Source organism: Serratia sp. CY40230, assembly GCF_052168835.1.
GTDB lineage: Bacteria > Pseudomonadota > Gammaproteobacteria > Enterobacterales > Enterobacteriaceae > Serratia > Serratia nematodiphila.
The window spans coordinates 396,112-419,899 of the sequence record NZ_JBJNLX010000002.1 but is presented as its reverse complement, the minus strand read 5'-3'; the positions used below and the strand labels follow the sequence as shown (position 1 = coordinate 419,899).

Annotated in this window: 21 protein-coding genes; 15 read left to right on the top strand and 6 right to left on the bottom strand. The window is 62.9% G+C overall.

What is annotated here, in order from left to right; all coding sequences use genetic code 11:
* Nucleotides 1–53 precede the first annotated feature (53 nt).
* The 4 genes from ACJ8IJ_RS09110 (at nt 54) to dinG (ending at nt 3,814) form a co-directional block, all read left to right on the top strand.
* Entirely contained in the window at nt 54–710 is a 657-nt protein-coding gene (locus ACJ8IJ_RS09110; RefSeq protein WP_154870579.1) for a glutathione S-transferase family protein, read from the top strand.
* A gap of 124 nt (nt 711–834) precedes the next feature.
* The gene (locus ACJ8IJ_RS09105) at nt 835–1,167 is read left to right on the top strand and encodes a carboxymuconolactone decarboxylase family protein (protein WP_280630790.1); all 333 of its coding nucleotides are present in this window, start codon (nt 835–837) and stop codon (nt 1,165–1,167) included.
* The gene (locus ACJ8IJ_RS09100) at nt 1,157–1,549 is read left to right on the top strand and encodes a tautomerase family protein (RefSeq protein WP_004939317.1); all 393 of its coding nucleotides are present in this window, start codon (nt 1,157–1,159) and stop codon (nt 1,547–1,549) included. The genes ACJ8IJ_RS09105 and ACJ8IJ_RS09100 overlap by 11 nt, the downstream gene beginning before the upstream one ends.
* Before the next feature lie 66 nt (nt 1,550–1,615).
* On the top strand, nt 1,616–3,814 hold the full coding sequence (gene dinG, locus ACJ8IJ_RS09095) for an ATP-dependent DNA helicase DinG (RefSeq protein WP_325962133.1): 2,199 nt from the start codon (nt 1,616–1,618) through the stop codon (nt 3,812–3,814).
* Here the strand turns inward: dinG and ACJ8IJ_RS09090 are convergent, their stop codons facing one another.
* On the bottom strand, nt 3,815–4,249 hold the full coding sequence (locus ACJ8IJ_RS09090) for an Lrp/AsnC family transcriptional regulator (protein WP_004939311.1): 435 nt from the start codon (nt 4,247–4,249) through the stop codon (nt 3,815–3,817).
* A 136-nt stretch (nt 4,250–4,385) separates the two neighbouring features.
* Between ACJ8IJ_RS09090 and ACJ8IJ_RS09085 the strand changes: the two genes are divergently transcribed.
* The gene (locus tag ACJ8IJ_RS09085; RefSeq protein WP_004939309.1) at nt 4,386–5,294 is read left to right on the top strand and encodes a DMT family transporter; all 909 of its coding nucleotides are present in this window, start codon (nt 4,386–4,388) and stop codon (nt 5,292–5,294) included.
* Between the two features lie 3 nt (nt 5,295–5,297).
* On the opposite strand, the gene prpR is transcribed toward ACJ8IJ_RS09085, so the two are convergent.
* Complete coding sequence (prpR, locus tag ACJ8IJ_RS09080) at nt 5,298–6,884, bottom strand: propionate catabolism operon regulatory protein PrpR (RefSeq protein ID WP_442518553.1); 1,587 nt, start codon at nt 6,882–6,884, stop codon at nt 5,298–5,300.
* A gap of 244 nt (nt 6,885–7,128) precedes the next feature.
* On the opposite strand from prpR, the gene prpB reads away from it, so the two are divergent.
* The 4 genes from prpB to ACJ8IJ_RS09060 all read left to right on the top strand — a co-directional run bounded on the left by prpB (nt 7,129) and on the right by ACJ8IJ_RS09060 (nt 11,427).
* Nucleotides 7,129–8,019, top strand: coding sequence for a methylisocitrate lyase (gene prpB, locus ACJ8IJ_RS09075; protein WP_103085787.1), 891 nt, complete (start codon nt 7,129–7,131; stop codon nt 8,017–8,019).
* A 33-nt stretch (nt 8,020–8,052) separates the two neighbouring features.
* A complete protein-coding gene (gene prpC / locus ACJ8IJ_RS09070) occupies nt 8,053–9,216 on the top strand; it encodes a bifunctional 2-methylcitrate synthase/citrate synthase (RefSeq protein WP_325962132.1) in 1,164 nt (387 codons plus the stop codon).
* A gap of 50 nt (nt 9,217–9,266) precedes the next feature.
* Nucleotides 9,267–10,718 (top strand): bifunctional 2-methylcitrate dehydratase/aconitate hydratase, encoded by a 1,452-nt coding sequence (locus tag ACJ8IJ_RS09065; RefSeq protein WP_351107262.1) that lies wholly within the window; start codon nt 9,267–9,269, stop codon nt 10,716–10,718.
* Nucleotides 10,719–10,797: 79 nt separating this feature from the next.
* Entirely contained in the window at nt 10,798–11,427 is a 630-nt protein-coding gene (locus ACJ8IJ_RS09060) for a LysE family translocator (protein WP_004939288.1), read from the top strand.
* Here ACJ8IJ_RS09060 and ACJ8IJ_RS09055 read toward each other — a convergent pair.
* Entirely contained in the window at nt 11,424–12,263 is an 840-nt protein-coding gene (locus ACJ8IJ_RS09055) for a helix-turn-helix transcriptional regulator (RefSeq protein ID WP_154870582.1), read from the bottom strand. The genes ACJ8IJ_RS09060 and ACJ8IJ_RS09055 overlap by 4 nt on opposite strands.
* Nucleotides 12,264–12,362: 99 nt before the next feature.
* Between ACJ8IJ_RS09055 and ACJ8IJ_RS09050 the strand changes: the two genes are divergently transcribed.
* Genes ACJ8IJ_RS09050 through ACJ8IJ_RS09035 form a run of 4 tightly spaced genes read left to right on the top strand, consistent with a single transcriptional unit; the run spans nt 12,363 to nt 17,375 of the window.
* Nucleotides 12,363–13,787, top strand: a complete 1,425-nt coding sequence (locus ACJ8IJ_RS09050; RefSeq protein WP_154870583.1) for an MFS transporter — start codon at nt 12,363–12,365, stop codon at nt 13,785–13,787.
* Between the two features lie 57 nt (nt 13,788–13,844).
* Nucleotides 13,845–14,474: an FMN-binding negative transcriptional regulator gene (locus tag ACJ8IJ_RS09045; protein ID WP_131164502.1), complete on the top strand. Its 630-nt coding sequence runs from the start codon at nt 13,845–13,847 to the stop codon at nt 14,472–14,474.
* A 38-nt stretch (nt 14,475–14,512) separates the two neighbouring features.
* Nucleotides 14,513–15,472, top strand: a complete 960-nt coding sequence (gene ybiB / locus ACJ8IJ_RS09040) for a DNA-binding protein YbiB (protein WP_442518552.1) — start codon at nt 14,513–14,515, stop codon at nt 15,470–15,472.
* A 46-nt stretch (nt 15,473–15,518) separates the two neighbouring features.
* Nucleotides 15,519–17,375 (top strand): M3 family metallopeptidase, encoded by a 1,857-nt coding sequence (locus tag ACJ8IJ_RS09035; protein WP_442518551.1) that lies wholly within the window; start codon nt 15,519–15,521, stop codon nt 17,373–17,375.
* Between the two features lie 63 nt (nt 17,376–17,438).
* Here the strand turns inward: ACJ8IJ_RS09035 and ACJ8IJ_RS09030 are convergent, their stop codons facing one another.
* From ACJ8IJ_RS09030 to ACJ8IJ_RS09020, 3 genes are all read right to left on the bottom strand, one after another.
* A complete protein-coding gene (locus tag ACJ8IJ_RS09030; protein WP_004939270.1) occupies nt 17,439–18,074 on the bottom strand; it encodes a carbonic anhydrase in 636 nt (211 codons plus the stop codon).
* 287 nt (nt 18,075–18,361) lie between these two features.
* A complete protein-coding gene (gene bhsA / locus ACJ8IJ_RS09025) occupies nt 18,362–18,622 on the bottom strand; it encodes a multiple stress resistance protein BhsA (RefSeq protein ID WP_442518550.1) in 261 nt (86 codons plus the stop codon).
* 168 nt (nt 18,623–18,790) lie between these two features.
* Nucleotides 18,791–19,420, bottom strand: a complete 630-nt coding sequence (locus ACJ8IJ_RS09020; RefSeq protein ID WP_015377149.1) for a flavin reductase family protein — start codon at nt 19,418–19,420, stop codon at nt 18,791–18,793.
* A gap of 118 nt (nt 19,421–19,538) precedes the next feature.
* On the opposite strand from ACJ8IJ_RS09020, the gene rlmF reads away from it, so the two are divergent.
* Together rlmF and ACJ8IJ_RS09010 are read left to right on the top strand one after the other, a co-directional pair.
* Nucleotides 19,539–20,504 carry a 23S rRNA (adenine(1618)-N(6))-methyltransferase RlmF gene (rlmF, locus tag ACJ8IJ_RS09015; protein ID WP_442518549.1) on the top strand — a complete coding sequence of 322 codons (966 nt, stop codon included), beginning with the start codon at nt 19,539–19,541 and terminating at the stop codon, nt 20,502–20,504.
* 210 nt (nt 20,505–20,714) lie between these two features.
* Nucleotides 20,715–23,717, top strand: coding sequence for a DUF4214 domain-containing protein (locus ACJ8IJ_RS09010; protein WP_442518548.1), 3,003 nt, complete (start codon nt 20,715–20,717; stop codon nt 23,715–23,717).
* Nucleotides 23,718–23,788 lie beyond the last annotated feature (71 nt).

Genomic DNA, 23,788 nt, shown 5'->3' with positions numbered 1-23,788 from the left:
GGTCGGCGGCTGGTCTACAGTTACCGATACCTTGTTCCGCTGCGGGAGGAATCATGCACGATACTTATACTTTGTTCGGTACGCAGGGCTGCGGTTCGACCATCGTGGCCGCCGCGTTGGCGTTGACCGCCTTCCCTTGGGGCTATGAGGAGGTGGATTACACGCAGGACGGCCCGGAGCGCGATCGCCTGTTGGCGCTGAACCCGCTGGGTCAGGTGCCCACCTTAGTGCTGCCCAATGACGAAGTGATGACGGAGAGTGCGGCGATTATCCTGCTGCTGCACGATCGCGCGCCGCATGCCGAGCTGGCGCCGCCCGGCGGTTCGCCGCTGTTGCCGCGTTTTCTGCGCTGGCTGCTGTTCATCAACGCGGAGATTTACCCCACTTTCACCTATGCTGACCATCCGCAGCGCTGGCAGCCGCAGGCGGCAGGGGCGGAACAGCTGAAAAACGCGGTAATGGATTATCGCGAGCGTTTGTTGCGGCAGTTGAACGCCGCCGCTGGGGCGTCTGGCCCGTGGTTTCTCGGCAAGAGCTTCAGCGCGCTGGATCTGTACGTGGCGGTAATGTGCAACTGGCGGCCGGGCCGCGCGTGGTTCCGGCAACACTGCCCGCGACTGTACGCCATTGCCGAACGGGTGGAGCAGCGGCCGGAGCTGAATGCGCTGCTGAGCGCCCATTTCGACGGCGTTGCCTCGCTGGAACCGTGAAATCGCCCCGCCGCCTGGCGGGGAACCCTCCCGTTTTTCTGAACTGAGAGTGCCGAAAATCCCGATTTTCACTCGCCTCGGCGGCGGGTAGCGTAACGCTATCCGCAACTGACAGGAGAGAGTGATGCCATCAAAATCCCAGGCCGGGCAACAGGCGTTCGGCGATATCGCCCCCAAGCTGGCGCAGCTCAGCGACAGCGTCTTGTTTGACGATGTCTGGCAGCGGCCAGAGCTGAGCCCGCGCGAGCGCAGCCTGATCACCGTCGCCGCGCTGGTGGCGCTCAACTGCCTGGAGCAACTGCCGTTTCATCTGCAGCTGGCGCAGCGCAACGGCGTCGATCGCCCGCAATTGGCGGAGCTCATCACCCACCTGGCGTTTTACGCCGGCTGGCCCGCGGCGGCGTCGGCCGTGGCGCGCCTGCGCGAGCTGGAACCGGAGGCGCCCCATGCCGTTTAGCCGCATCGCCCTGCATCAGGGCAAGTCCGCCGACTATCTGCAAACCTTGTCCGACAGCCTGCATCAGGCGCTGGTGGAGGCCTTCGAGGTGCCGCCGGCGGACAGGTTTCAGGCGATCGATCAATACCGCCCCGGTGAGCTTATCTACGATCGCGACTATCTCGGCGGGCCGCGCAGCGCGGATTTCGTGCTGTTTTACATCACCGCCGGGCGGCCGCGCGACAGCGACACCAAGCGGCGCTTCTACGGGCGGCTGACGGCGCTGCTGGCGGAAAACCTGCGGCTGAACCCCGAGGATGTGATGGTGGTGATCGCCACCACCCAGTTGGACGAGTGGTCATTCGGCGGCGGGCGCGCCTCAATGATCGATCCGCAGACGTAACTCGGGCTGACGTCGTCGGCGGTCTGTGGGACAATAGCGCCATCATTTCGTTTAGATAAGAGTTGAATGGCGCTCTCCTCCGCAGTTAAAGATCAGATTGGCCAGTGGTACAAAGCCCTGCAGCAGCAAATACCGGATTTTATTTCCCGCGCGCCCCAGCGCCAGATGATCGCCGAGGTGGCCAAGACGCTGGCCGGCGACTACCCGCGCCATCTGGCGATCGAGGCGCCGACCGGCGTCGGCAAAACGCTGTCTTACCTGATCCCGGGCATCGCCGTCGGACGGGCGGAGAGCAAGCCGCTGGTGGTGAGCACCGCCAACGTGGCGCTGCAGGATCAGATTTACAGCAAGGATTTGCCGCTGCTGAAGAAGATTATCCCCGATCTGAAATTTACCGGCGCCTTTGGCCGCGGGCGTTACGTCTGCCCGCGCAACCTGGCGGCGATGAGCACCGACGTCAGTCAACAGGGCGATCTGACGCTGTTCCTCGACGACGAGCTGGCGCCGTCCAGCGGCGAAGAGCAGGCGCTGTGCCAGAAACTGACCAAGGCGCTGGCCCGCTTTGAGTGGGATGGGCTGCGCGATCACTATCAGCAGAGCATCGACGATCCGCTGTGGGCCAAGCTGAGCACCGACAAGGCCAACTGCCTGGGGCGCAACTGTCACTACATTCGCGAATGCCCGTTCTATATCGCCCGCAAAGAGATCGAGAGCGCCGACGTGGTGGTGGCCAACCACGCGCTGGTGATGGCGGCGCTGGAGACGGAATCGGTGCTGCCGAACCCGAAAGAGTTGCTGCTGGTGCTGGACGAAGGCCACCATTTGCCGGAGGTGGCGCGCGACGCGCTGGAGATCGACGGGGAAATCACCGCGCTGTCGACCAACCTGCAACTGGACATGATCGTGCGCCAGGTCGAACAGTGCATGACGCAGTACCGGCCGAAGAATCCGCCGGGGCTGGCCAGCAGCGAACGGCTGAAAAACCATTGCGAGGAGCTGCGCGAACTGGTGCAGATCTTCGAGCATCAGGTCAGCGCCTACCTGCCCGGCGACAGCGTGGCGGCCGAGCATCGTTTTGAAATGGGCGAGCTGCCGGCGGAGATGGTGGAGAGCTGCGCGCGGCTGTTTAAACTGACCGATGCACTGCGCGGGCTGGCGGAGTTCGTGCTTAACGATCTTACTGAGCAGACCGGCAAGCACGACATCATGCGCCTGCACCGCTCGATCATTCAGATGAGCCGCACGCTGGGCTATCTGGAGGCGATGAGCAAGCTGTGGCGGCTGGCGGCGCTCGACAAGTCGTCCAACGCGCCGATCTCCAAATGGGTCACGCGCGAACTGCGCGATAACGTCACCCATCTGTATTTGCACTGCGTCGGCATCCGCGTCAGCGATCAGCTGGAGAAGCTGCTGTGGCGCAAGGTGCCGCACGTGGTGGTCACCTCGGCCACGCTGCGTTCACTGAACAGCTTCGCGCGTTTGCAGGAGATGAGCGGGCTGAGCGAGAAGGCCGGCGATCGCTTCGAAACGCTCTCTTCGCCGTTCAATCACGTCGAACAGGGCAAGATTGTTATTCCGCAGATGCGCTACGAACCGGCGCTCGCCAACGAGGCGGAGCACCTCGAGGAGATGGCGCGGTTTTTCCGCGCCGAGCAGGCGAGCGGCAAGCACAAAGGCATGCTGATCCTGTTCAGCAGCCACCGGGCGATGCAGACTTTCCTCAGCTACGTGACCGATCTGCGGCTGATGCTGCTGGTGCAGGGCGACCAGCCGCGCTACCGGCTGGTGGAAGAGCACCGCAAGCGGGTGGAGAAGGGCGTCGCCAGCGTGCTGGTGGGGCTGCAATCGTTCGCCGAAGGGCTGGATTTGAAAGGCGAACTGCTGACCCAGGTGCACATTCACAAAATCGCGTTCCCGCCGATCGACAGCCCGGTGATCATCACCGAAGGTGAGTGGCTGAAATCGCTGAAGCGCTATCCGTTCGAAGTGCAGAGCCTGCCGAGCGCCTCGTTCAACCTGATCCAGCAGGTCGGCCGTCTGATCCGCAGCAACCAATGCTACGGCGAGATCGTGATCTACGATCGCCGGTTGCTGACCAAAAATTACGGTTCGCGGCTGTTGGCGTCGCTGCCGGTGTTCCCGATCGAGCAGCGCGCGGTGCCGGAGGCCGACAAGGCGCATCTGGCGGCGCTGAAATCCGCCGCCGACGCGGCCAAAAAAGAGAAGAAGCGCGGCAACCCGTTCGCCCGCAAGCGGCGGCGTTAATCAGAGCAGCGGCGGCAGGCGGCGCTTGACCGGCGTGGTTTTCACGATCGAGGTGTTGCTCTGCGCGTGTTCGGCCAGCCGATCGAGGGTGTGGTCGAGCTGTTCCATCGAGTGCGCCACCAGCCGCACGATAAAGCAGTCTTCGCCGGTAACCTTATCGCATTCGACCACTTCCGGGATCGCCTGAATCAGCTGCTCGACCTTCTTCAGCATGCCCGGCAGCGGCTTGATGCGCACCAGCGATTCGAAGGCGTAGCCCACCGCCTGTAGATTGACGTTCAGGGTATAGCCCTGGATCACGCCGCTTTCCTCCAGCCGCCGCAGTCTTTCCGACGTGCTCGGCGACGACAGGCCCACCTGCGCGCTCAGCGTCTTCAACGATGCGCGCGCATCGTCCGCCAGAATGGTCAGGATTTGGCGATCGATATCATCCATAACGCCTCCGTTAGGTATTTTATTTATTATAGCTTCGAGAAAAAGGCAGTTAAGCATATCTGCCTTTTTTATGCTATGGAAAGCCGCCCGGCGAAGCCGCAAGCTATGTCTCTGGGCAAGCTTCGAGGAACGCAGAATGAATGCAGAGATAAAACGCGGATCGCTGGAGATGGCGGCGGCGATGTTGATTTCCGGCTCCATCGGCTGGTTTGTGTTGATGTCCGGCCAGCCGGTTATCAACGTGGTGTTTTGGCGCTGCGCGGTAGGCGCGCTGGTGCTGCTGGCGGTGTGCGGCGTATTGGGGCAGCTGCGACGCGATGCGCTGACGCGCGCCACGCTGCTGCTGGCGATCGCCGGCGGCGTCGCGCTGGTGATCAACTGGCTGCTGCTGTTCGCCGCCTATTCCTATGCGTCTATCTCCATCGCCACCGCGGTGTACAACACCCAGCCGTTTATGCTGGTGGGGCTGGGGGCGCTGTTTCTGGGGGAACGGCTGACCGCCCGCAAGCTGCTGTGGCTGGGGCTGGCGTTCGGCGGCATGATGCTGGTGGTGCTGGCGCAGCCGCGGCAGGCGGGGGAACAGAGTCATTATCTGGCGGGCATCGCGCTGGCGCTCGGCGCGGCGTTTTTCTACGCCCTGATGGCGCTGGCGGCCAAGCGGCTGAAGGGCACGCCGCCGCATCTTATTGCGCTGATCCAGGTGACGGTGGGGGCGGTGATGCTGTTGCCGCTGGTGGATTTCCACGTTTCGGCCAGCGTTGGGCAGTGGGGGATGCTGGCGACGCTCGGCGTGCTGCACACCGGCCTGATGTACGTGTTGATGTACGGCGCCCTGCAGAAGCTGCCCACCAATCTGATCGGCTCGCTGTCGTTCATCTACCCGATCGCCGCCATGCTGGTGGATCGCCTGGCGTTTGGCCACCGGCTGTCTGTGTGGCAGCTGCTGGGCGCGGCGATCATCCTGCTGGCGGCGGCGGGCATGAACCTGCTGGGCGAGCGGCGAGCGCGACTGCTGCCGGCCTCGGACGGCCGGCGCGCCGGCTGATGCTCAGCGCGGTTTTTTCAGCCGGCGCCATAAAGTGGTGCGGCTGATCCCAAGCAACCGGGCGGCGGCGGCGTGGTCGCCTCCGCACCGCGCCAGGGCTTCGTGGGCGGAGACGGGCGCCGCCGGCGTCTCGGGCGGCGGCGCCACCGCCAGCTCCGGCAGCAGCCACTCCAGGGTCTCGCCGCTCGGCGCGACGCCGGTGCTCAGCATCAGCGCCACCCGCTCCATCATGTTGCGCAGCTCGCGCAGGTTGCCGGGCCAGGCGTAATGACTCAGCGCGGCGTAGCAGCCGGCCAGGGTGGCGCGCAGCGGCTCCGTCAGCGGCACGTCGAGCGCCGCCAGCGACTGTTTCAGAAAGTGTTCCGCCAGCATCGCAATATCGTCGCCGCGCGCCCGCAATGGCGGCAGCTGCAGCCGCAGGGCGCTCAGGCGGTAAAACAGATCGGCGCGAAAATCGCCCTGTTGAATCGCCTGCTCCAGGCGATTGTGGGTGGCGCTGATAACGCGAAAATCGACCGCCACCGGCTGTTGCCCGCCCACCCGGGTGACGGTTTTTTCTTCCAGCGCCCGCAGCAGTCGGGTTTGCAGGTGCAGCGGCATTTCGCCGATCTCATCCAGAAACAGGGTGCCGCCGTTGGCGGTTTCCAGTAGCCCGCGTCGGCCGCCGCGCCGTGAGCCGGTGAAGGCGCCTTCCTCATAGCCGAACAGTTCCGCCTCCAGCAGCGATTCGGCGATGGCGCCGCAGTTGATGGCGACGAACGGCGGCGTCGCGCCGCGCCGGGAAAAGTATTCGCGGTGGATCGCCTGCGCCGCCAGCTCTTTGCCGGTGCCGGTTTCGCCTTCGATCAACACCGCCGCCGGCGATCGGGCGTACAGCATGATGGTGCGCCGCGTCTGCTCCATCTGCGGGGAATCGCCCTGTAAATCGCCGAGCCCATAGCGCGGCTGCAGGGTATTGCGCGCGGCGTAGTCGCCGCCGCGTTTGGCGCCGCCCAGCATCAGGCGCGTCACGTCCAGCGCGTCGCTGAAGGCGGCGCGCAGGGTGGCGGCGGAATAGAGAAAAATGGCGGTGAGCCCGGCCTCTTCCGCCAGATCGCTGATGAGGCCGGCGCCGACCACCGCCTGAATGCCGGCGGCTTTCAGCTCGGCGATCTGGCCGCGCGCGTCCTCTTCGGTGACGTAACTGCGCTGCTCCAGCGGCAGATCGAAGGTTTGCTGGAACTCCAGCAGCGCGGGCAGGGGCGTTTTGTAGGTGATGACGCCGATTCGATCGGCGGTTCTGCGCGCCTTGCTCAGCGCCTGCAGCAAGTCGAAGCCGCCGGGTTTGACCAAAATGACCGGCACCGACAGGCGGCTTTTCAGGTAGGCGCCGTTGGAGCCGGCGGCGATGATGGCGTCGCAAGGCTCGGTCGCCAGGCGAGCGCGGATATGCTGCACCGCCTCCTCAAAGCCGAGGCGGATCGGGGTGATGACCGCCAGATGGTCGAACTCGAGGCTGATATCCCGGAACAGATCGAACAGGCGGGTGATGGAGACGGTCCAGATCACCGGTTTGTCCGGCGTGCGGGACGGCGTGATGTGATCGCTCATGGTGGGTTACCGAATGAAAGTGGCTGCATTAGGTGTAGCCTTGTTTCAGTCATGTTTCAAATATGCCGCGTGAAACCGCGATTGAAACGTTAACTGAAACGTTTTTTATCGCTTGGTCTGCCCAATGGCGACGCGAATTTTATAACTCACTTATTTTTATCGCTTTTAATTTTTTCCCCGCCAAAGTGCAACCTGGCCCGCCCCTTGCTCTGTCTGTTCCATCTAGCTAATCGGAGAGAACGTCATGACGCTGCGCTCACCCGGGCTCGCCTTTCGACAGGCCCTGAGTAAAGAGAAACCCCTGCAAATCGCCGGCGCGATCAACGCCAACCATGCCCTGCTGGCCCAGCGGGCGGGGTTCCAGGCCATCTATCTTTCCGGCGGCGGCGTGGCGGCCGGTTCGCTGGGGCTGCCGGACCTGGGCATTTCGACGCTGGACGATGTGTTGACCGATATTCGCCGTATCACCGACGTCTGCCCGCTGCCGCTGCTGGTGGATGTCGACAGCGGTTTCGGCGCATCGGCGTTCAACGTCGCCCGCACGGTGCGCTCGGTGAGCAAGGCCGGGGCGGCGGCGCTGCATATCGAAGATCAGGTCGGCGCCAAGCGCTGCGGCCATCGGCCCAATAAGGCCATCGTCTCCACCGAAGAGATGGTGGATCGCATCAAGGCGGCGGTGGATGCGCGCAGCGATCCAGACTTCGTGATCATGGCGCGCACCGACGCGCTGGCGGTGGAGGGGCTGGAGGCGGCCATCGAGCGCGCTCAGGCTTACGTGGCGGCCGGGGCCGACATGCTGTTCCCGGAGGCGATCACCGAACTGGGCATGTACCGCCGCTTCGCCGAAGCGACGCAGGTGCCGATCCTCGCCAACATCACCGAATTCGGCGCGACGCCGCTGTTCACCACCGACGAGCTGCGCAGCGCCCGGGTGGATATGGCGCTGTATCCGCTGTCGGCCTTCCGGGCGATGAATCGGGCGGCGGAGCGGGTATACCGCGCCCTGCGCGAAGAGGGCACGCAGAAAAACGTCATCGACACCATGCAGACCCGCAACGAGCTGTACGAAAGCATCAACTACTATTTGTTCGAAGAGAAACTCGACGCTCTGTTCGCTCGCCAGCGCGACGAATAAGCGCCATTCACGCAGAAGCCAAATGAGGACAGTATGAGCCAAGCGATCCCCCCGCAAAGCCCGACTGGCGTTAAGCCGAAAAAATCCGTGGCGTTATCCGGCGTGCCCGCCGGGAATACCGCGCTGTGTTCCGTAGGACGCAGCGGCAACGATCTGCACTATCGCGGTTACGACATTCTCGATCTCGCGCGCCACTGCGAGTTTGAAGAGGTCGCCCATCTGCTGATCCACGGCAAGTTGCCCAACCGCGACGAGCTGCAGGCCTATAAACACCGTCTCAAAGCGCTGCGCGGCCTGCCCGCTAGCGTGCGCACGGTGCTGGAGGCGCTGCCGGCGGCGTCTCACCCGATGGACGTGATGCGCACCGGCGTTTCGGCCCTCGGCTGCACCCTGCCGGAAAAAGAACAGCACGGCGCAGCCGGCGCGCGCGACATCGCCGATCGGCTGCTGGCGTCGTTGGGATCGATGCTGCTCTATTGGTATCACTACAGCCACAACGGCGAGCGCATTCAGCCGGAGACCGACGACGATTCCATCGGCGGCCACTTCCTGCACCTGCTGCACGGCGCAGCGCCTTCCACCAGCTGGGAGCAGGCGATGCACGCGTCACTGATCCTGTACGCCGAGCATGAGTTCAACGCCTCGACCTTCGCCGGCCGGGTGATCGCCGGCACCGGATCCGACGTCTATTCGGCGATCGTCGGCGCCATTGGCGCGCTGCGCGGGCCGAAGCACGGCGGCGCCAACGAGGTATCGCTGGAGATCCAGCAGCGCTATGAAACGCCGGACGAAGCGGAAGCCGACATTCGCCGCCGCATCGACAACAAAGAGGTGGTGATCGGCTTCGGGCACCCGGTGTACACCGTCTCCGATCCGCGCCATCAGGTGATCAAAGAGATCGCGCTGCGCCTGTCGCAGGAAGCGGGCGCGATGAAGCTGTATGACATCGCCGACCGGCTGGAAAGCGTGATGCGCGACACCAAAAACATGTTCCCCAACCTCGACTGGTTCTCGGCGGTGTCTTACCACCAGCTGGGGGTGCCTACCGAAATGTTCACGCCGCTGTTTGTCATGGCGCGGGTGAGCGGCTGGTCGGCGCACATCATCGAGCAACGGCAGGACAACAAAATCATTCGCCCGTCCGCCAACTATACCGGGCCGGAAGCGCGGGCGTTCGTACCGCTGGATCAGCGCTGAGCGCCGATCGTTATCGTGTCGTTTTCACTATGGAGCCTTTGGGGATCATGATGCTTGAGTCTGCCAACACCGGCCGTCCGCCGTTCGATCGCGAGATGGTCGATATCGTCGATTATGTGATGAAAGAGGCCGTCGATACCCCGGCGGCGTACCGTACCGCCCATTATTGCCTGCTCGATACCCTCGGCTGCGGGCTGGAGGCGCTGAGCTATCCGGCCTGTAAGAAACTGATGGGGCCGGTGGTGCCGGGCGCCGAGGTGCTGAACGGCAGCCGGGTGCCGGGCACCCGCTTCCAGCTGGATCCGGTGCAGGCGGCGTTCAATATCGGCGCCATGATCCGCTGGCTCGACTTCAACGACACCTGGCTGGCGGCGGAGTGGGGCCACCCGTCGGACAACCTGGGCGGGATCCTGGCGGTGGCCGACTGGCTCTCGCGTCAGGCGGTGGCGGCGGGCAAAGCGCCGCTGACCATGCGGCAGGTGCTGATCGCCATGATTAAGGCGCACGAGATCCAGGGCTGCCTGGCGCTGGAAAACGCCTTCAACCGGGTGGGGTTGGATCACGTGCTGCTGGTGAAGGTGGCGTCCACCGCGGTGGTGGCGCAGCTGCTCGGCCTGAGCCGCGAGGCGATCCTGAACGCGGTGTCGCTGGCGTGGGTGGACGGGCAGTCGCTGCGCACCTACCGCCACGCGCCGAACGCCGGCACCCGCAAATCCTGGGCGGCGGGGGATGCGACCGCGCGCGCGGTGCGGCTGGCGCTGATGGCCGCCACCGGCGAGATGGGCTATCCCTCGGCGCTCACGGCGCCGACCTGGGGATTCTACGACGTCTCGTTCAACGGCAAACCTTTCCGCTTCCAGCGGCCGTACGGCGCGTATGTGATGGAGAACGTGCTGTTTAAAATTTCGTTCCCGGCGGAGTTCCATGCCCAGACCGCCGTGGAGGCGGCCATGACGCTGCACCGCCAGATGCAGGCCGCCGGCAAAACCGCCGCCGATATCGCCAGGGTGAGCATCCGCACCCACGAAGCCTGCCTGCGCATTATCGACAAGCAAGGGCCGCTGGATAACCCGGCGGATCGCGATCACTGCATTCAGTATATGGTGGCGATCCCGCTGCTGTTCGGCCGGCTGACGGCGGCGGATTACGAGGACCGGGTGGCCGAAGATCCGCGCATCGACGCATTGCGTAGCAAGATACATTGCCATGAAGATCCCGCCTTCACGCGCGATTATCACGATCCGGAAAAACGCTCGATCGCCAATGCGCTGACGGTGGAGTTCGCCGACGGCAGCCGTCTGGATGAGGTGGCGGTGGAGTACCCTATCGGCCATGCGCGGCGGCGCGAAGAGGGCATCCCGCTGCTGATCGAGAAGTTCAAAACCAACCTGGCGCGCCAGTTCCCGGCCCTGCAGCAGCAGCGCATTCTCGAGGTGTCGCTGGATCGGCAGCGGCTGGCGCAGATGCCGGTCAACGAGTACCTCGATTTGTGGGTGATCTGACGCGAGCGGCGCTGACAAGCTACGTCAGCGTCGCTATGATGGAAGCTCCATCCCCGTCCGTCTTCTTATCAGGTGATTCATGATTGATGCCGCAACGCTGTTGTTGTTTTCCGGCGCCTGCGTGGCGCTGGCGCTGACCCCCGGCCCGGATATGCTGCTGATCGCTTCGCGCAGCGTCAGCCAGGGGCGGCGCGCCGGTTTCGCTTCGCTGGCGGGCATTCAGCTCGGCACTTACTGCCACGCGCTGGCGGCGGCGCTGGGGTTGTCGCAACTGTTCGTCGCCGTACCGCTGGCTTACGACGCGGTGAGAATGCTGGGCGCGGCCTATCTGCTCTATCTGGCGTGGAAAACGCTGCGATCCGGCAGCAGTCTGCAGGCTTCTTCCGGGTTGCAGGCGGTGCCGACGGCGCGCATTTTCCGTCAGGGATTGTTCACCAACATCCTCAACCCGAAGATGGCGCTGTTCGTGTTGGCGCTGTTCCCGCAGTTTATCGATCCGCGCGCCGGCTCGGTGGTGGTGCAGATGCTGGCGCTGGCGACGGTGCTGAATCTGGTCGGCTTGCTGATTAACGGCGGGGTGATCCTGGCGGTCAGCGGCATGAAAAGCCGTTTTGTCGGCCGTCGCTTCAGCGCCCGTTGGCCGAACTATCTGCTGAGCGGCGTGTTCGCCGGGCTGGCCTGCAAACTCATTTTCGACAGCCGTCGTTAATCTTCGCGCAGCAGCGCTTCAAACGCTGCGCTGGCCGGTTCGTCCGGCAGCGCGCTGTACATCACCAGCCGCAGGTGGTTCTCTTCGTCGACGATGAAAGAGGCGTGGTCAAAGGTGACCGGGCCGATCTCCGGGAGGGTGAAGCTGCGCCGCCCCTGGCAACGTCCGTGAATATCATGCTGCCGCCAGAGCTGGCGGAACTGCGGCGATGCCTGCTCCAGCGCCTGTACCCGTTGGCGCATCACCTCATCCTCCGGCGCACGGGCGTAGTCGCGGCGGAAGCTGGCCAGGATTTGCGGCGCCTGCGCCCGCCACTCCAGCAGGCGCGCATTGAGCTGCGGATCGGCAAACAGCATCCACAACATGTTGCGCTCTTGCGCCGGGCGCTCGCCGATGGCGAACAGCCGCTGCGCCGCCGGATTCCAGGCGATGATGTCCCAACTGAGGTTCATGACGTAGGCCGGCCGCAGCGTCAGGTCGTCCAGCAGGCGCCGCACCAACGGCGAAACCTGGCACCACTGATGGCCGACCGGCACCGGCGGGCGCTGATGTGCCAATAAAAACAGGTGGTAGCGGCCGGCGGCATCGAGCTGCAGCACCCGCGCCAGATTTTCCAAAAACGTCACCGACGCATTGATTTCCCTGCCTTGCTCCAGCCAGGTGTACCAGGTGAGGCCGACGCCGGCCAGCGCCGCCACCTCCTCGCGCCGCAAGCCCGGCGTGCGGCGGCGGCTGCCGCTCGGCAAGCCGACTGCCTCCGGCGACAGTTGTTCTCGCTTTTGCCGCAGAAAATCCCCCAGTTCGTGGCGGGTGCGTTCGAGGGTGCGTGGGGGCATGTCGGCCGTCCTGTTGCTGTTAGTAATAGTATAAATGGCTATATAGTAACAGTTTAAACTCTATTCCATACTGCGACCATCATAATCTCTGGAGGTGGTATGGAACATTCATTATCTGTTGAACGGCGGGGATTGCCCGGCCTGCCGGTGCTGCTGTTGGGGGGCTTCGTCACGGTGTTCGATCTGTTTGTGGTCAACGTGGCGGCGCCGGTGATCCAGCAACAGTTCGCCGCCGATTTCGCCGGTATCGGTTTGATCGTCGCCGGTTATGAACTGGCGTTTGGGGTGCTGTTGATCGCCGGTGGGCGTCTGGGCGATCGCTTCGGGCGTCGGCGCTTGTTCAGCCTCGGCATGCTGGGATTCACGTTGAGCTCCCTGCTGTGCGGGCTGGCGGGATCGCTCGGCCTGCTGATCGCCGCGCGTATTCTGCAGGGGGCGGCGGCGGCGCTGTTGTTCCCGCAAATTTACGCCTTGATGCGGGTGCTGTACGCGCCGCAACAGCGGCGGCGTGCTTTCGCCTGGCTGGGCATGACACTGGGGTTGGCGGCAATCTTCGGCCAGATCCTCGGCGGCTTTATCATTGAGGCCAACCTGTTCGGCAGCGGCTGGCGCATGATCTTTTTGATCAATTTGCCTATCGGCGCGCTGGCGCTGTGGGCGGCGCGGCGCATTCCCGAATCGCGGGTGGCGCAGGCGCAGCGGCTGGACGGCGTCGGCCTGTGGCTGGCGGCGGCCGGCCTGTCGCTGTTGCTGCTGCCGTTGCTGGAAGGCCCGGCGCGCGGTTGGCCGTGGTGGATCGCGCCGATGTTGGCATTGGCGCTGCTGACGCTGTGGGGCTTCCTGCGTTGGGAACGCCGCCTGGCGCAGCGCGGTGATGATGCGGTGCTCGATCCGGCGCTGTTCCGCCAGGCGGGCTTCGCGCCGGGTATGGCGGTGGTGCTGGCGATTTATGCCACCGCTTCCTCGTTTTTCTTGTGCTTCGCGCTGCTGCTGCAGGCGGGGGCGGGGCTGACGCCTTTTCAGGCGGGCAGCCTGTTCGCCCCGGCCAGCGCGGCCTTTATGCTGGCCTCGATGCTGGCGCCCCGGCTGACGCTGCGTTGGGGCAACGGCGTGCTGAGCGTGGGCGTGGCGATTTACGCCGCCGGGTTGGCGCTATTGATGGCGCAGGCGCTGTGGGGGGAGGCGCTGGCGCATCCGCTGCGGCTGCTGCCGGGGTTGGTGGTGTTGGGATTCGGCCAGGCGCTGAGTATGACGCCGCTGCTGAATCTGGTGCTGGGTTTGGCGCAGGAGCGGCAGGCGGGCATGGCGGCGGGTCTGGTGGCCACCGTGCAGCAGGTGGGAGGGGCGCTGGGTATCGTGGTCAGCGGCGTCGGTTTTGTGCCGCTGTTGGCGAGCGGCGGCGCGGCGGAACGCTATGCCCAGGCCTTTGCCGGTGCGATGCTCTGTAATTTGGTGGCGATGGGCGTCGCCCTGATCTTGTTAAACCGGATCACTCGAAATACTCAGAAAGCGGATCTTAAGTAGGCCGCTGGCGGGTGCTTTACTGTCGTCATCATGAGAGCGCGATAAGGAGCCACACTGATGTTTCAACCCGCCGCATTTCGCGAAGACGATCTGGATGCCCAACTGGCGTTGGTGCGCGCCCACCCGCTGGGGCTGTTGGTCAGCCACGGCGAGCAGGGATTGACGGCCGATCCGCTGCCGTTTCTGGCCGATGTCGAACAGGGGCAGATCCGGCTGCGGGCGCACCTGTCGCGCGCCAACGAGCACTGGCGACGGTTGCAACAGGCGGCGGAATGTCTGGTGATTTTTCAGGGCCAGGAGGGCTATGTGTCGCCCTCCTGGTACCCGAGCAAGCGCCAGACCGGCAAGGTGGTGCCGACCTGGAACTATAGCGTGGTGCAACTGCATGGCGTGCCGACGGTGACGGACGACCCGGCCTGGCTGCGCCGCCAACTGATCGATCTCACCGCGCAGCAGGAAGGGCGGCGTCCTGAACCCTGGCGGCTCGAGGATGCGCCGGCCAACTACATCGCCGCACAGCTTAAAGGCATCGTCGGTATTGAGATCGCCGTCACCCGGCGCGAAGGCAAATGGAAAATGAGCCAAAACCGCAGCGCCGAGGATGCCGGCGGGGTGATCGCCGGGCTGCGCGACGGCGATGAAGCGCAGCGGCGACTGGCGGCGGAGGTTGAGCGGCGGCGCGGATAGGGTATGCTAACCGAAGAGTGGGCTGAGGGAACCTTCGGATGGATTACACCAAAATTATCAAAGAAATAGGCCGCGGCAAAAACCATGCGCGCGATCTGGATCGACAGACCGCCTTTGAGCTGTATCAGGCGATGCTGGCCGGGGAGGTCCCCGAGCTGGAGTTGGGCGGCATTCTGATCGCGCTGCGTATCAAGGGCGAAGCCGAAGAAGAGATGCTGGGTTTTTACCAGGCGATGCAACAGCAGGTCTTGCCGTTGCAGGCGCCGCAGGGGAGGCCATTGCCGGTGGTGCTGCCGAGCTACAACGGCGCGCGCAAGCAGGCCAACCTGACGCCGCTGCTGGCGCTGCTGCTGGCGAAAGTGGGCCTGCCGGTGGTGGTGCACGGCGTGCTGGACGACAGCACCCGCGTGACCAGCGCCGAGATTTTCCGCGCGCTTGGGCTGCCGTGGTCGGAACAGGCCGCTCACGCCCAACAGCGTCTCGATAACGGCGAGGCGGTATTCATGCCGGTTTCCGCGCTGTCGGCGCCGCTGGCGCGGCAGCTCGGGCTGCGTTGGCGCATGGGGGTGCGTAACAGCGCCCATACGCTGGCCAAGCTGGCGACGCCGTTCGGCGAACAGGATGCGTTGCGCCTCGCCAGCGTTTCACACCCGGAGTATGTCGGCCGGGTGGCGTCGTTTTTCCGCCAGATCGGCGCCCGCGGGCTGCTGATGCACGGCACGGAAGGCGAAGCCTACGCCAACCCGTTGCGCTGCCCGCAGATTCACCATATCGTCGGCGGCGAACAGCGCATCTTGCTGGAACGCACCTTGCAGGATGAAACGCCTCTCTTGCCAGCGGCGAAAGACGCGGCAACCACCGCGCGCTGGACCGAGCGCTGCCTGGCCGGCGAGGTGGCGATCCCGCTGGCCATTCAGCGGCAGATCGCCTGTTGTCTGGTGGCCACCGGTGAAAGCGAGACGCTGGAGCAGGGGCTGCGTCGCCTGCATCAGGCCTAGGCGAGACTATACTGGGATATTTCCTCATCGGCTGAGAAGGACGGTTATGCAACAGGCTCTCGATTACTTCAATCAATTGAACCAGGATTACCTCGACGTACACCGCGCCAAAGAAGAGCTGTTCTGGCAAAACTACATGGGCACCGGCGGCGAAGACGTCTCGGCGCGCTTTTCCGCCGCCGAAAGCGCCTATAAGCGCTTTATCGCCGAACCGCGCCGGCTCGGGGAGATCCGCAGTCTGCTGGCTGGGCTGGAAGCGTTGCCGCAGGAGGCGCAGCGCGATGCGCTGATCCACGGCCTGCAGGGTTGGCTGCGTTTTTTCGACTGCAACGCCATCGAAGATCCTCAGGCGCAGGCGCTGTTGGATCAGATCATCCACGCCGAGTCCGATCTCTACTCGCGCCGCAAGGGCTATCAGGTCACCCATCTGAACGCCGACGGCCAGCGCGTGGCGGCTTCGCTCGGCGAGCTGCTGACCAATCAGGCGACCAACCCGAACGAAGAGTATCGCCGCAGCTCGCAGCAGGCGCTGCGCGATCTGGAGCAATGGCTGCTGCATAACGGCCTGCCGGAGCTGATTGGCCTGCGCAACCGCTTTGCGCGCCAGATGGGCTATCGCAACTATTTCGACTACAAGGTGAACAAAACCGAGCGCATGACGCCGGAGCAGCTGTTCGCCATTCTGGATCGTTTCGAGCGGGAAACCCGCGAGGCCAACGCGCGCAGCCTGCAGCAGCTGGCGGCCGAGAGGGGCAGCCAGGCGCTGGAGCCGTGGAACGTGCGCTTCGCCAGCGCCGGCGACGTCACCCGCCAACTGGATCCTTACTTCCCGTTTTCCCGTTCGCTGGAACGCTGGGTCGACAGCTTCAAACGCCTGCACATCGGTTTTGGCGGCGCGGAGATGAACCTCGATCTGCTGGTGCGCAAAGGCAAGTATGAGAACGGCTTCATGCACGGCCCGGTGCCGCCGTTTGTGCGCCAGGGGGAATGGGTGCCGGCGCGCATCAACTTCACCAGCCTGGCGCAGCCGGGGCAGGTGGGCAGCGGCGCTTACGGGCTCAACACCCTGTTCCACGAGGGCGGCCACGCGGCGCACTTCGCCAATATTCGCCAGAATGCGCCGTGCTTCTCGCAGGAGTTCCCGCCGACCTCGATGGCCTATGCCGAAACCCAGTCGATGTTCTGCGACAGCCTGCTGGACGACGCCGATTGGCTGAAACGCTATGCGAAAAACGCCGCCGGTGAGGCGGTGCCCGATGCGCTGATCGAAGCCGGCATCGCGGCGCGCCAGCCGATGCGCGCGTTCAACGAACGCCATATCCTGCTGGTGCCGTACTTCGAGTGGGCGCTGTATCAGTGGGATGACGAGCAGCGCACGCCGGAAGCCATCACCGCGCTGGCGCGCGAGGTCGAGCAGAAGATCCTCGGCATCAGCGGCAGCCCGCGCCCGACGCTGGCGATCCCGCATCTGCTGTCGCTGGAGTCCGCCTGTTCCTATCAGGGTTATTTGCTGGCGATGATAGCGGTGGAGCAAACCCGTCACTTCTTCCTGCAGCGCGACGGTTATCTGACGGACAACCCGGCCATTGGCCCGGATCTGGCGCAACACTACTGGTTGCCGGGCAACAGCGTCAGCCACGACGACACGCTGCGCAGCCTGACCGGCGAAGGGTTTAATCCGGACTATCTGGCGCAGGCCTGCAACCAGACGGTGGCGCAGGCGTGGCATGAGGCGCAGCAGACGATGGCCGCCGCCGCTGCACGCCCGCAGCCGCCGGCGGATTTCGATTTGCAGGCGCATATTCGGGTGGTGGATGGCGAGACGGTATTGGCAGACAACGCCGACGGTGACGAACGGATGTGCCGCGACTTCGCCGCGGCGATAGAGGCGCGTTTGGTTTAAGGCTGGCAATAAAATCCACGCGGAAGCGTGGATTTTATTTAATGGTTAAAACCAGGCGTGATTTTATTCGAAATAGACGTCGGGATTATCGGCCAGAGACACGAAGCTCTTGGTGTTTCTGTCCAGCGTGCGAATTTCGCCGCTTTCGATGTCGTACACCCAGCCGTGCAGGCGCAGCCCGCTGTTGCGCAGACCCACCGCCACAGAAGGGTGGGTTTTGATATTATTTAGCTGAGCAATAACGTTCTCTTCCACCATAGCGTTAACTTTGTCTGTTTCGCTATTCCAGGTTTTCTTCTCGACCACTGCTTTGGCCGCATCCGCATAGTGTAGCCAGTGAGCTACCGCAGGCATAGGGTCGAGGCACTGGCAGGACGCGATAGCCTTCATGGCGCCACAGTTCGAGTGGCCACAAATCACGATATCGGTAACTCCCAACGCCACCACTGCATACTCGATGGTCGCAGAAACCCCGCCCGGCTCCGGGCCGAAGGAAGGGACGATGTTGCCGGCGTTACGGATAACGAAAAGCTGCCCAGGTTCTTGCTGCGTCACCAGCTCGGGCACCAGACGGCTGTCGGAACAGGAGATGAAAAGCGCTTTAGGATTTTGGCTGGAGGCAAGGCTGCGAAACAGTTCCTTACGCTGTGGGAAAATCTCTTTCTGGAAACTGAGGAAACCTTCAATGATATGTTGCATACAACGCTCTCTGCATCTGTAGTCTGCGTAACATGATAATCATCCTCTCCCGTTAGTCCAGCCATGGGCAGGTAAAAAAATGTGTGTGCAAGCCCCCCGCAAACCCCATTGAATACAGGGTTTCTGCCTGTTTGCGACAGAGTTTTCCGGCTTGTTGGCGCGTGGGTTGCTGATAAAGCGGACGGCAAGAAATTCGCTGTTGTGCCCATTCAGCGCTGACGTACGCGAACATAAAAAAAGCCCGCCGGGGTGATATCCGGCGGGCTTTTTGACGTCTGGGGCGGCGATTATTTGTAGATAACCGCGGTCGCGTGCATCAGGTTATTGCCGCTGGTGGAGGTGATGGTGAAAGCCTTGGCGCCTGCGGCATCGGCTTTGGCGGCCAGCTGAGACTTCAGGCTGCTCAGGTCGGTTGCGCCGCTGGCGACGATCACGCCGGCTTTTTCGAATTGGGCGGCATCTTGGGCGCTGACGTGTTCAGCGGCGAAAGTGGTGAAAGAAGCGGTGGCCAGGGCGATAGAGGCAGCAAAAGTTTTGATGGTTTTCATGTTGGTCATTCCTGTCAAAGTGAATTAGGGAGAAAGGGGTTTGCCTTTCGATGGGAGGATTATTGCGCAGTGACAGGCGGGATGAAATCGGAGAGTGTTGACAGTTTTGTTCAGATTTTTTGATTGTTAATTCCCCCGTTCATCTTCTGCATAAACAGGGGGAGACGATCAGCGCGTCGGGCGCGCCAGATCGAAACGGTGCTGTTCGGAAATGCCATAGTAGGCGGTTGGGCCGCCGGCGCGCAGGATAGGTTCGGCAGCAGCGGTCTGGTAGACGCCGTGTTCGTCCAGCAGCGCCGGATCGAGGTGCACCGCCACCACTTCGCCCAATATCAGCCAGGTCTCCACCTGTTCGCCGGCGGCGGTTTGCAGCTGAATGCACTGGGTCAGGCGGCATTCGAAGTTCACCGGGCTTTCGGCCACGCGCTCGGCTTTGACCCGGCGCCCGGGCAGCGGCGTGACGCCGGCGAAGGCGAATTCATCTTCGCCGCGCGGCAGGTTGATGGCACTGTGGTTCATCGCTTCCGCCAGCGGGCGTGTCGCCAGGTTCCAGACGAACTCACCGGTTTCCACGATATTCGCCACGCTGTCTTTCCAGCCGGTGCTGGCGAAACCGATGATCGGCGGGCGATAGTTGAAGCAGTTGAAAAAGCTGTAGGGCGCCAGATTACGCAAGCCGGCGGCGCTGCGGGAAGAGATCCAGCCGATGGGGCGCGGGCCGACGATGGCGTTCAGCGGATCGTGCGGCAGGCCGTGGCCGGCGGCGGGTTCATAATAATAACGAGATTCACGGTTCATGGGAGACCCTGCGGCAATCGATGAGGCTTTCATTGTGCCGGGTTTCCCGCCGCTGCGCCATTGCGGGCCGGATGTGTTATCTTACGCGCCGGAAATCCCTTCAAGAGAGCCCGTCACGGTGGAAAAAAAGAAAACCTTCCCGCAGCAGAAAAGCGGCCTGCATCCGCGCAACCGTCATCGTTCGCGCTACGACTTCCCGGCGCTGATCGCCAGTTGCCCGGCGCTGGCGCCGTTCGTAAAACCGAACGCCTGGGGCGATGTCTCGGTGGACTTCGCCGATCCGGCGGCGGTGAAAATGCTCAACCGTGCGTTGCTGCAACACTTTTACGGCATCGAACACTGGGATATTCCGGCTGATTATCTGTGCCCGCCGATCCCCGGCCGCGCCGACTATCTGCATCACCTGGCGGATCTGCTGGCGACCAGCAACGGCGGCGAGATCCCGCGCGGCAAGGGCGTGGCGATCCTCGACGTCGGCGTCGGCGCCAACTGCATTTACCCGATCGTCGGCCTGCGCGAATACGGTTGGCGTTTCACCGGCTCCGAAATCGATCCGGTGTCGCTCAACTCGGCCAAGATGATCGTCGAGATGAACCCGACGCTGCGCAACAGCGTGCGCCTGCGGCTGCAAAAACAGCCTGAGCTGATTTTCAGCGGCATTATCGGCGCGGCCGAGAAATTCGACGCCACCCTGTGCAACCCGCCGTTCCACGCGTCCGAGCAGGAAGCGCGCGCCAGCACCCGCCGCAAACTGCATAAACTGGGCAAAGGGGAAGTGGCCGCCAAGCCGGTGCAAAACTTCGGCGGCAAGAACAATGAGCTGTGGTGTGAAGGCGGCGAAGAAACCTTTGTGCGCAAGATGGTGGCAGAGAGCGTCGGCAAGGCCAACAACTGCCTGTGGTTCACCTCGCTCATCTCGAAAAACACCACGTTGCCGGCCATCTACCATGCGTTGAACGTGGCGGGGGCGGCCGAGGTGCGCACCATCGAGATGGCGCAAGGGCAGAAGATCAGCCGCTTCGTCGCCTGGACCTTCCACGACGCCGAGCAACAGGCCGCCTGGGCAGCCGAACGCTGGCGCTAGGTCTTCAGGTGCCTCGGTATGGGAGCAAAGTCCCATACCGAGAATCGGTTCTCCCCGTTTTATTGACTTATCGCATCAGCATTTCTTAACTGTAGTCATACCTATAAAAACCCCTCCAGGCAGTGTGCAATGTCTCTCTTCGCGATGTAGGAGACAGGCCGCGGCGCAGCCATGCCGCGAACTTAGTCCATTACACTGACGGGATTTATTATGATTCCTTTAGCTACGCAACAAGAGGTCGGCGCCTTAATCATCGGCATTTTCGGGCGTTTGCCGACGGCGGCGGAAATCGATTTCTACGACAGCGCATTTGATATCGGCAGCCAGCCGCCCGCCTATATGGCCAGTATTTTAATGAGCCAACCCGATGCCGGTTGGATGAGCGGCCAAAGCGAATACGACATTCTCAGCCAGGTTTATTTCTCCGTTTACAATACCGCTCCCGATCCGGATTACATCAATGCCTTACTGCAACAGGGGCATTTCAACAGCGCTGTCGCCAGCGTTGTTATCGACCTCTTCAACTATCTGGGGGACGACCCGGTGATGCTGGCGCAGCGTGATGCGCTCGATCAGCGCATTGCTGAAGGTTTGTACCCCGGCACGGCCGCCGATGCCGCCGGCGGAAGCGGCGACGCGCAGGCGATGTTTTATCTGCTGCGAGCGCCCTGGCAGACCGATGAAATTGCGCATGACGGCAAGCTGCTCAATCAGGGGGGCGATCTGGCTGCGTTGGCGCAGAGCAAGATTGCCACCCTGCCGCTTAACGACCTTTCCGATCATGACTTCATTTTGCATCTGTTCGCTCAGGGATTCGAACGGCCGCCGACGGCACCTGAACTGGCCGCTTACCAGCAACGGCTGGCGGAAGGCGCGACGCGTGGCGATCTGCTGGTGGATATGATCGCGCAGTTGCGCGGGGTGGTGGCGCCGGAAGATGCGGCGGCTCAACAGCATTTCAATGCGGCGGGCCAGGAATATTCGCCGGGCGAACTGCCGGCGACCGAGTATCTGGAGCAGATATCGGCGCTGTTCCGTGCATTGCCCGAGCGGGCGGTGGACAGCGTCTCGCTGGACAATTGGAGCAAGACGCTGGCTTCCGGTACGTTGAGCTATACCGAATTGGTCTCGGCCCTTCTGGCGACGCCGGAATTTCAGGCGCAGATCGGTGGTTTGCAGGGGGACGACTTTATTCAGCACGTCTATCAGGCGGTGCATGGCCGGGCGGCGGATGAACAGCAGTTGGAACACTATCGGGCGTTGGGCGGCGACAAGGCACTGGTCACGCAGGCGGTGATCGCCGATCTGATCAATGCGCCGCCGGCAGGTGACGTTCAGTATGAACAGTGGATGTTCGCGCGTGATGTCGGCGCCAGCCTGGCGTATAAAACGACTGCTTCTCTCGCCACCAGCGAGGGCGGCGGCAACGCGTCGGGTACGGTGAATACGCATGCTCACCATACGCTGAGCAATGCGGAGACCGCCGTGCTGTTCAGGGTGTTCCTGGATGCTGACGCGGACGTTACGGTTGACCTGAGCTATGCCTCGCAGCTTTCTTACCTGATCGTCAATGGCGACGCTGCGGCGGATATCCGGCTGCATAATAGCCCTGCGGCTCGGTATGGGGTGGAGATGACGCTAAACAATGCCAATGTGACAGTGCATGGCACCTATGGCGACGATCGGGTGCAGCTCACTTCGCAGGCCGATCTCGCCGCCGCCCAAGGGCACTTTTATCTGAACAACGGCAATGACAGCCTGCTGTGGGGAGGCAATGCCGATGGCGGCGCCAATCATGTGGGGTGGATATTCAGCGCCGATGGCGGTGACGGGCACGATATTTTGTCCGCCAACCTGATCGTCAAAATGACCTCGACGCTCGATCTTTTTGGCGTGCGCATCAGTACGGTGAGCAGCAATGCCGCCAATTTCAGTCATTTCGAACAGATAGATATGGCGGGTTACATCGGCCAGGCGGAAGCTACGCTGACGCAAATCGGTTGGAACGGTTACAGCACGAAAGCGCTGGCGACGAGTGCTCATGTGTTTGACTACGGGGTGCTGAGCGGCAACGCCACCGTAGAGGGAACGGACGGAGGGACGGTCGTGCAGAGCCGGGCGGCGCAGACGCTTGGCCGTGAGGGATTGTTGCTGTCCGGCCGGGCGGATAACGTCCAGGTGATCAACGCCAATGCCGATGCGGCGCGCCTTGAAATCAGCGGCATCGGTGATCATGCGGACAGCCGGCTGGAGATAGCCTTCCTTGAGAATGCCACCGATCGTTTCGACCTGTTGTTCTCCGGGCGCGGTAATGCCGGCTCGTTGGCGCTTGACTCGCATGGCGATGAAAATCCATTGACATTGGTTGCCATTAACACCGGCGGCTGGGGAAATGGCGCCTTGACGCTGACGGGGCAAAATGATCAGGTGCAAGACATTACGTTGTCCGGCGGTGCGAATTTCAACCTGACGCTAACGGAGGGGTACACTCAGGTCCGCCAGGTTGACGCTTCGGCCTTTGCCGGTAATGGGTTCACCCTGACGTCCTCTCATGGCGGCAGCGGTGACGGCACGATCATTCAAATGTTGGACTTGCTGCCGTTAAGTGGTGGCGCGCAGGCCAAATTGGCGCCGCTGCTGGAAGATCTTGGGCTACAGGGCGAACAGCTGTTGGTCAAAGGCGGAGGAGGCAGCGATCAATTTAACGTGCAGGGAGACACGACGATCGTCGCCGGCGCAGGGAAAAGCCACGTTACGCTGCAGAGCAGCACGGCGGCGTCAGGCGTGACGTTAAAAGACTTTTCGCTGACGCAGGGCAGCATCGACGATGTGCTTTCAGGTCTGCGGATCGTTCAGGGGGCCGGCGGCGGGAAGCTGGCGGATTATGGCGTCAGCGATGCGCAAGGCGTGGAGGCGAGAATCGGCGCCCTGACGGCCGAACAGGGCAGCAGCGCCAGCCAGCTGTTGGCCGCGTTGCTCGATCTCGGTCAGCCTGGAGCATTGAGCGCCAAGGTCGGGGTCAGCAGCGTTCTCGGCGAGCAAAACAGCAGCTACCTCATTGTCGATAACAATGATGACCACCGTCTGGATGCCGCGGACAGCGTCATCCTGCTCTTGGGGCAGGACCATCAAAGTTTGCTCAATGAACTGCGCTATGTGCCGGAAATCACGCTCAACGGCACGGTGGTTGAGCCGGAGCCGCTGGTCGCGTAAGAGGTGATGTGTTAGCTCAACGGCGCCGGTTATCCTGCCGGCGCCGACAAAAATCCGCATTTTACCTTTCA

Coding starts and splice junctions, on each gene's coding strand:
- ACJ8IJ_RS09010 (WP_442518548.1), top strand. CDS start 20,715: ATGATTCCTTTAGCTACGCAACAAGAGGTCGGCGCCTTAATCATCGGC.
- bhsA (WP_442518550.1), bottom strand. CDS start 18,622: ATGAAAACCATCAAAACTTTTGCTGCCTCTATCGCCCTGGCCACCGCT.
- dinG (WP_325962133.1), top strand. CDS start 1,616: ATGGCGCTCTCCTCCGCAGTTAAAGATCAGATTGGCCAGTGGTACAAA.
- ACJ8IJ_RS09110 (WP_154870579.1), top strand. CDS start 54: ATGCACGATACTTATACTTTGTTCGGTACGCAGGGCTGCGGTTCGACC.
- ACJ8IJ_RS09065 (WP_351107262.1), top strand. CDS start 9,267: ATGCTTGAGTCTGCCAACACCGGCCGTCCGCCGTTCGATCGCGAGATG.
- ACJ8IJ_RS09105 (WP_280630790.1), top strand. CDS start 835: ATGCCATCAAAATCCCAGGCCGGGCAACAGGCGTTCGGCGATATCGCC.
- ACJ8IJ_RS09060 (WP_004939288.1), top strand. CDS start 10,798: ATGATTGATGCCGCAACGCTGTTGTTGTTTTCCGGCGCCTGCGTGGCG.
- ACJ8IJ_RS09045 (WP_131164502.1), top strand. CDS start 13,845: ATGTTTCAACCCGCCGCATTTCGCGAAGACGATCTGGATGCCCAACTG.
- ACJ8IJ_RS09030 (WP_004939270.1), bottom strand. CDS start 18,074: ATGCAACATATCATTGAAGGTTTCCTCAGTTTCCAGAAAGAGATTTTC.
- ACJ8IJ_RS09085 (WP_004939309.1), top strand. CDS start 4,386: ATGAATGCAGAGATAAAACGCGGATCGCTGGAGATGGCGGCGGCGATG.
- ACJ8IJ_RS09035 (WP_442518551.1), top strand. CDS start 15,519: ATGCAACAGGCTCTCGATTACTTCAATCAATTGAACCAGGATTACCTC.
- ybiB (WP_442518552.1), top strand. CDS start 14,513: ATGGATTACACCAAAATTATCAAAGAAATAGGCCGCGGCAAAAACCAT.
- ACJ8IJ_RS09055 (WP_154870582.1), bottom strand. CDS start 12,263: ATGCCCCCACGCACCCTCGAACGCACCCGCCACGAACTGGGGGATTTT.
- prpB (WP_103085787.1), top strand. CDS start 7,129: ATGACGCTGCGCTCACCCGGGCTCGCCTTTCGACAGGCCCTGAGTAAA.
- ACJ8IJ_RS09020 (WP_015377149.1), bottom strand. CDS start 19,420: ATGAACCGTGAATCTCGTTATTATTATGAACCCGCCGCCGGCCACGGC.
- ACJ8IJ_RS09100 (WP_004939317.1), top strand. CDS start 1,157: ATGCCGTTTAGCCGCATCGCCCTGCATCAGGGCAAGTCCGCCGACTAT.
- ACJ8IJ_RS09090 (WP_004939311.1), bottom strand. CDS start 4,249: ATGGATGATATCGATCGCCAAATCCTGACCATTCTGGCGGACGATGCG.
- prpC (WP_325962132.1), top strand. CDS start 8,053: ATGAGCCAAGCGATCCCCCCGCAAAGCCCGACTGGCGTTAAGCCGAAA.
- ACJ8IJ_RS09050 (WP_154870583.1), top strand. CDS start 12,363: ATGGAACATTCATTATCTGTTGAACGGCGGGGATTGCCCGGCCTGCCG.
- prpR (WP_442518553.1), bottom strand. CDS start 6,884: ATGAGCGATCACATCACGCCGTCCCGCACGCCGGACAAACCGGTGATC.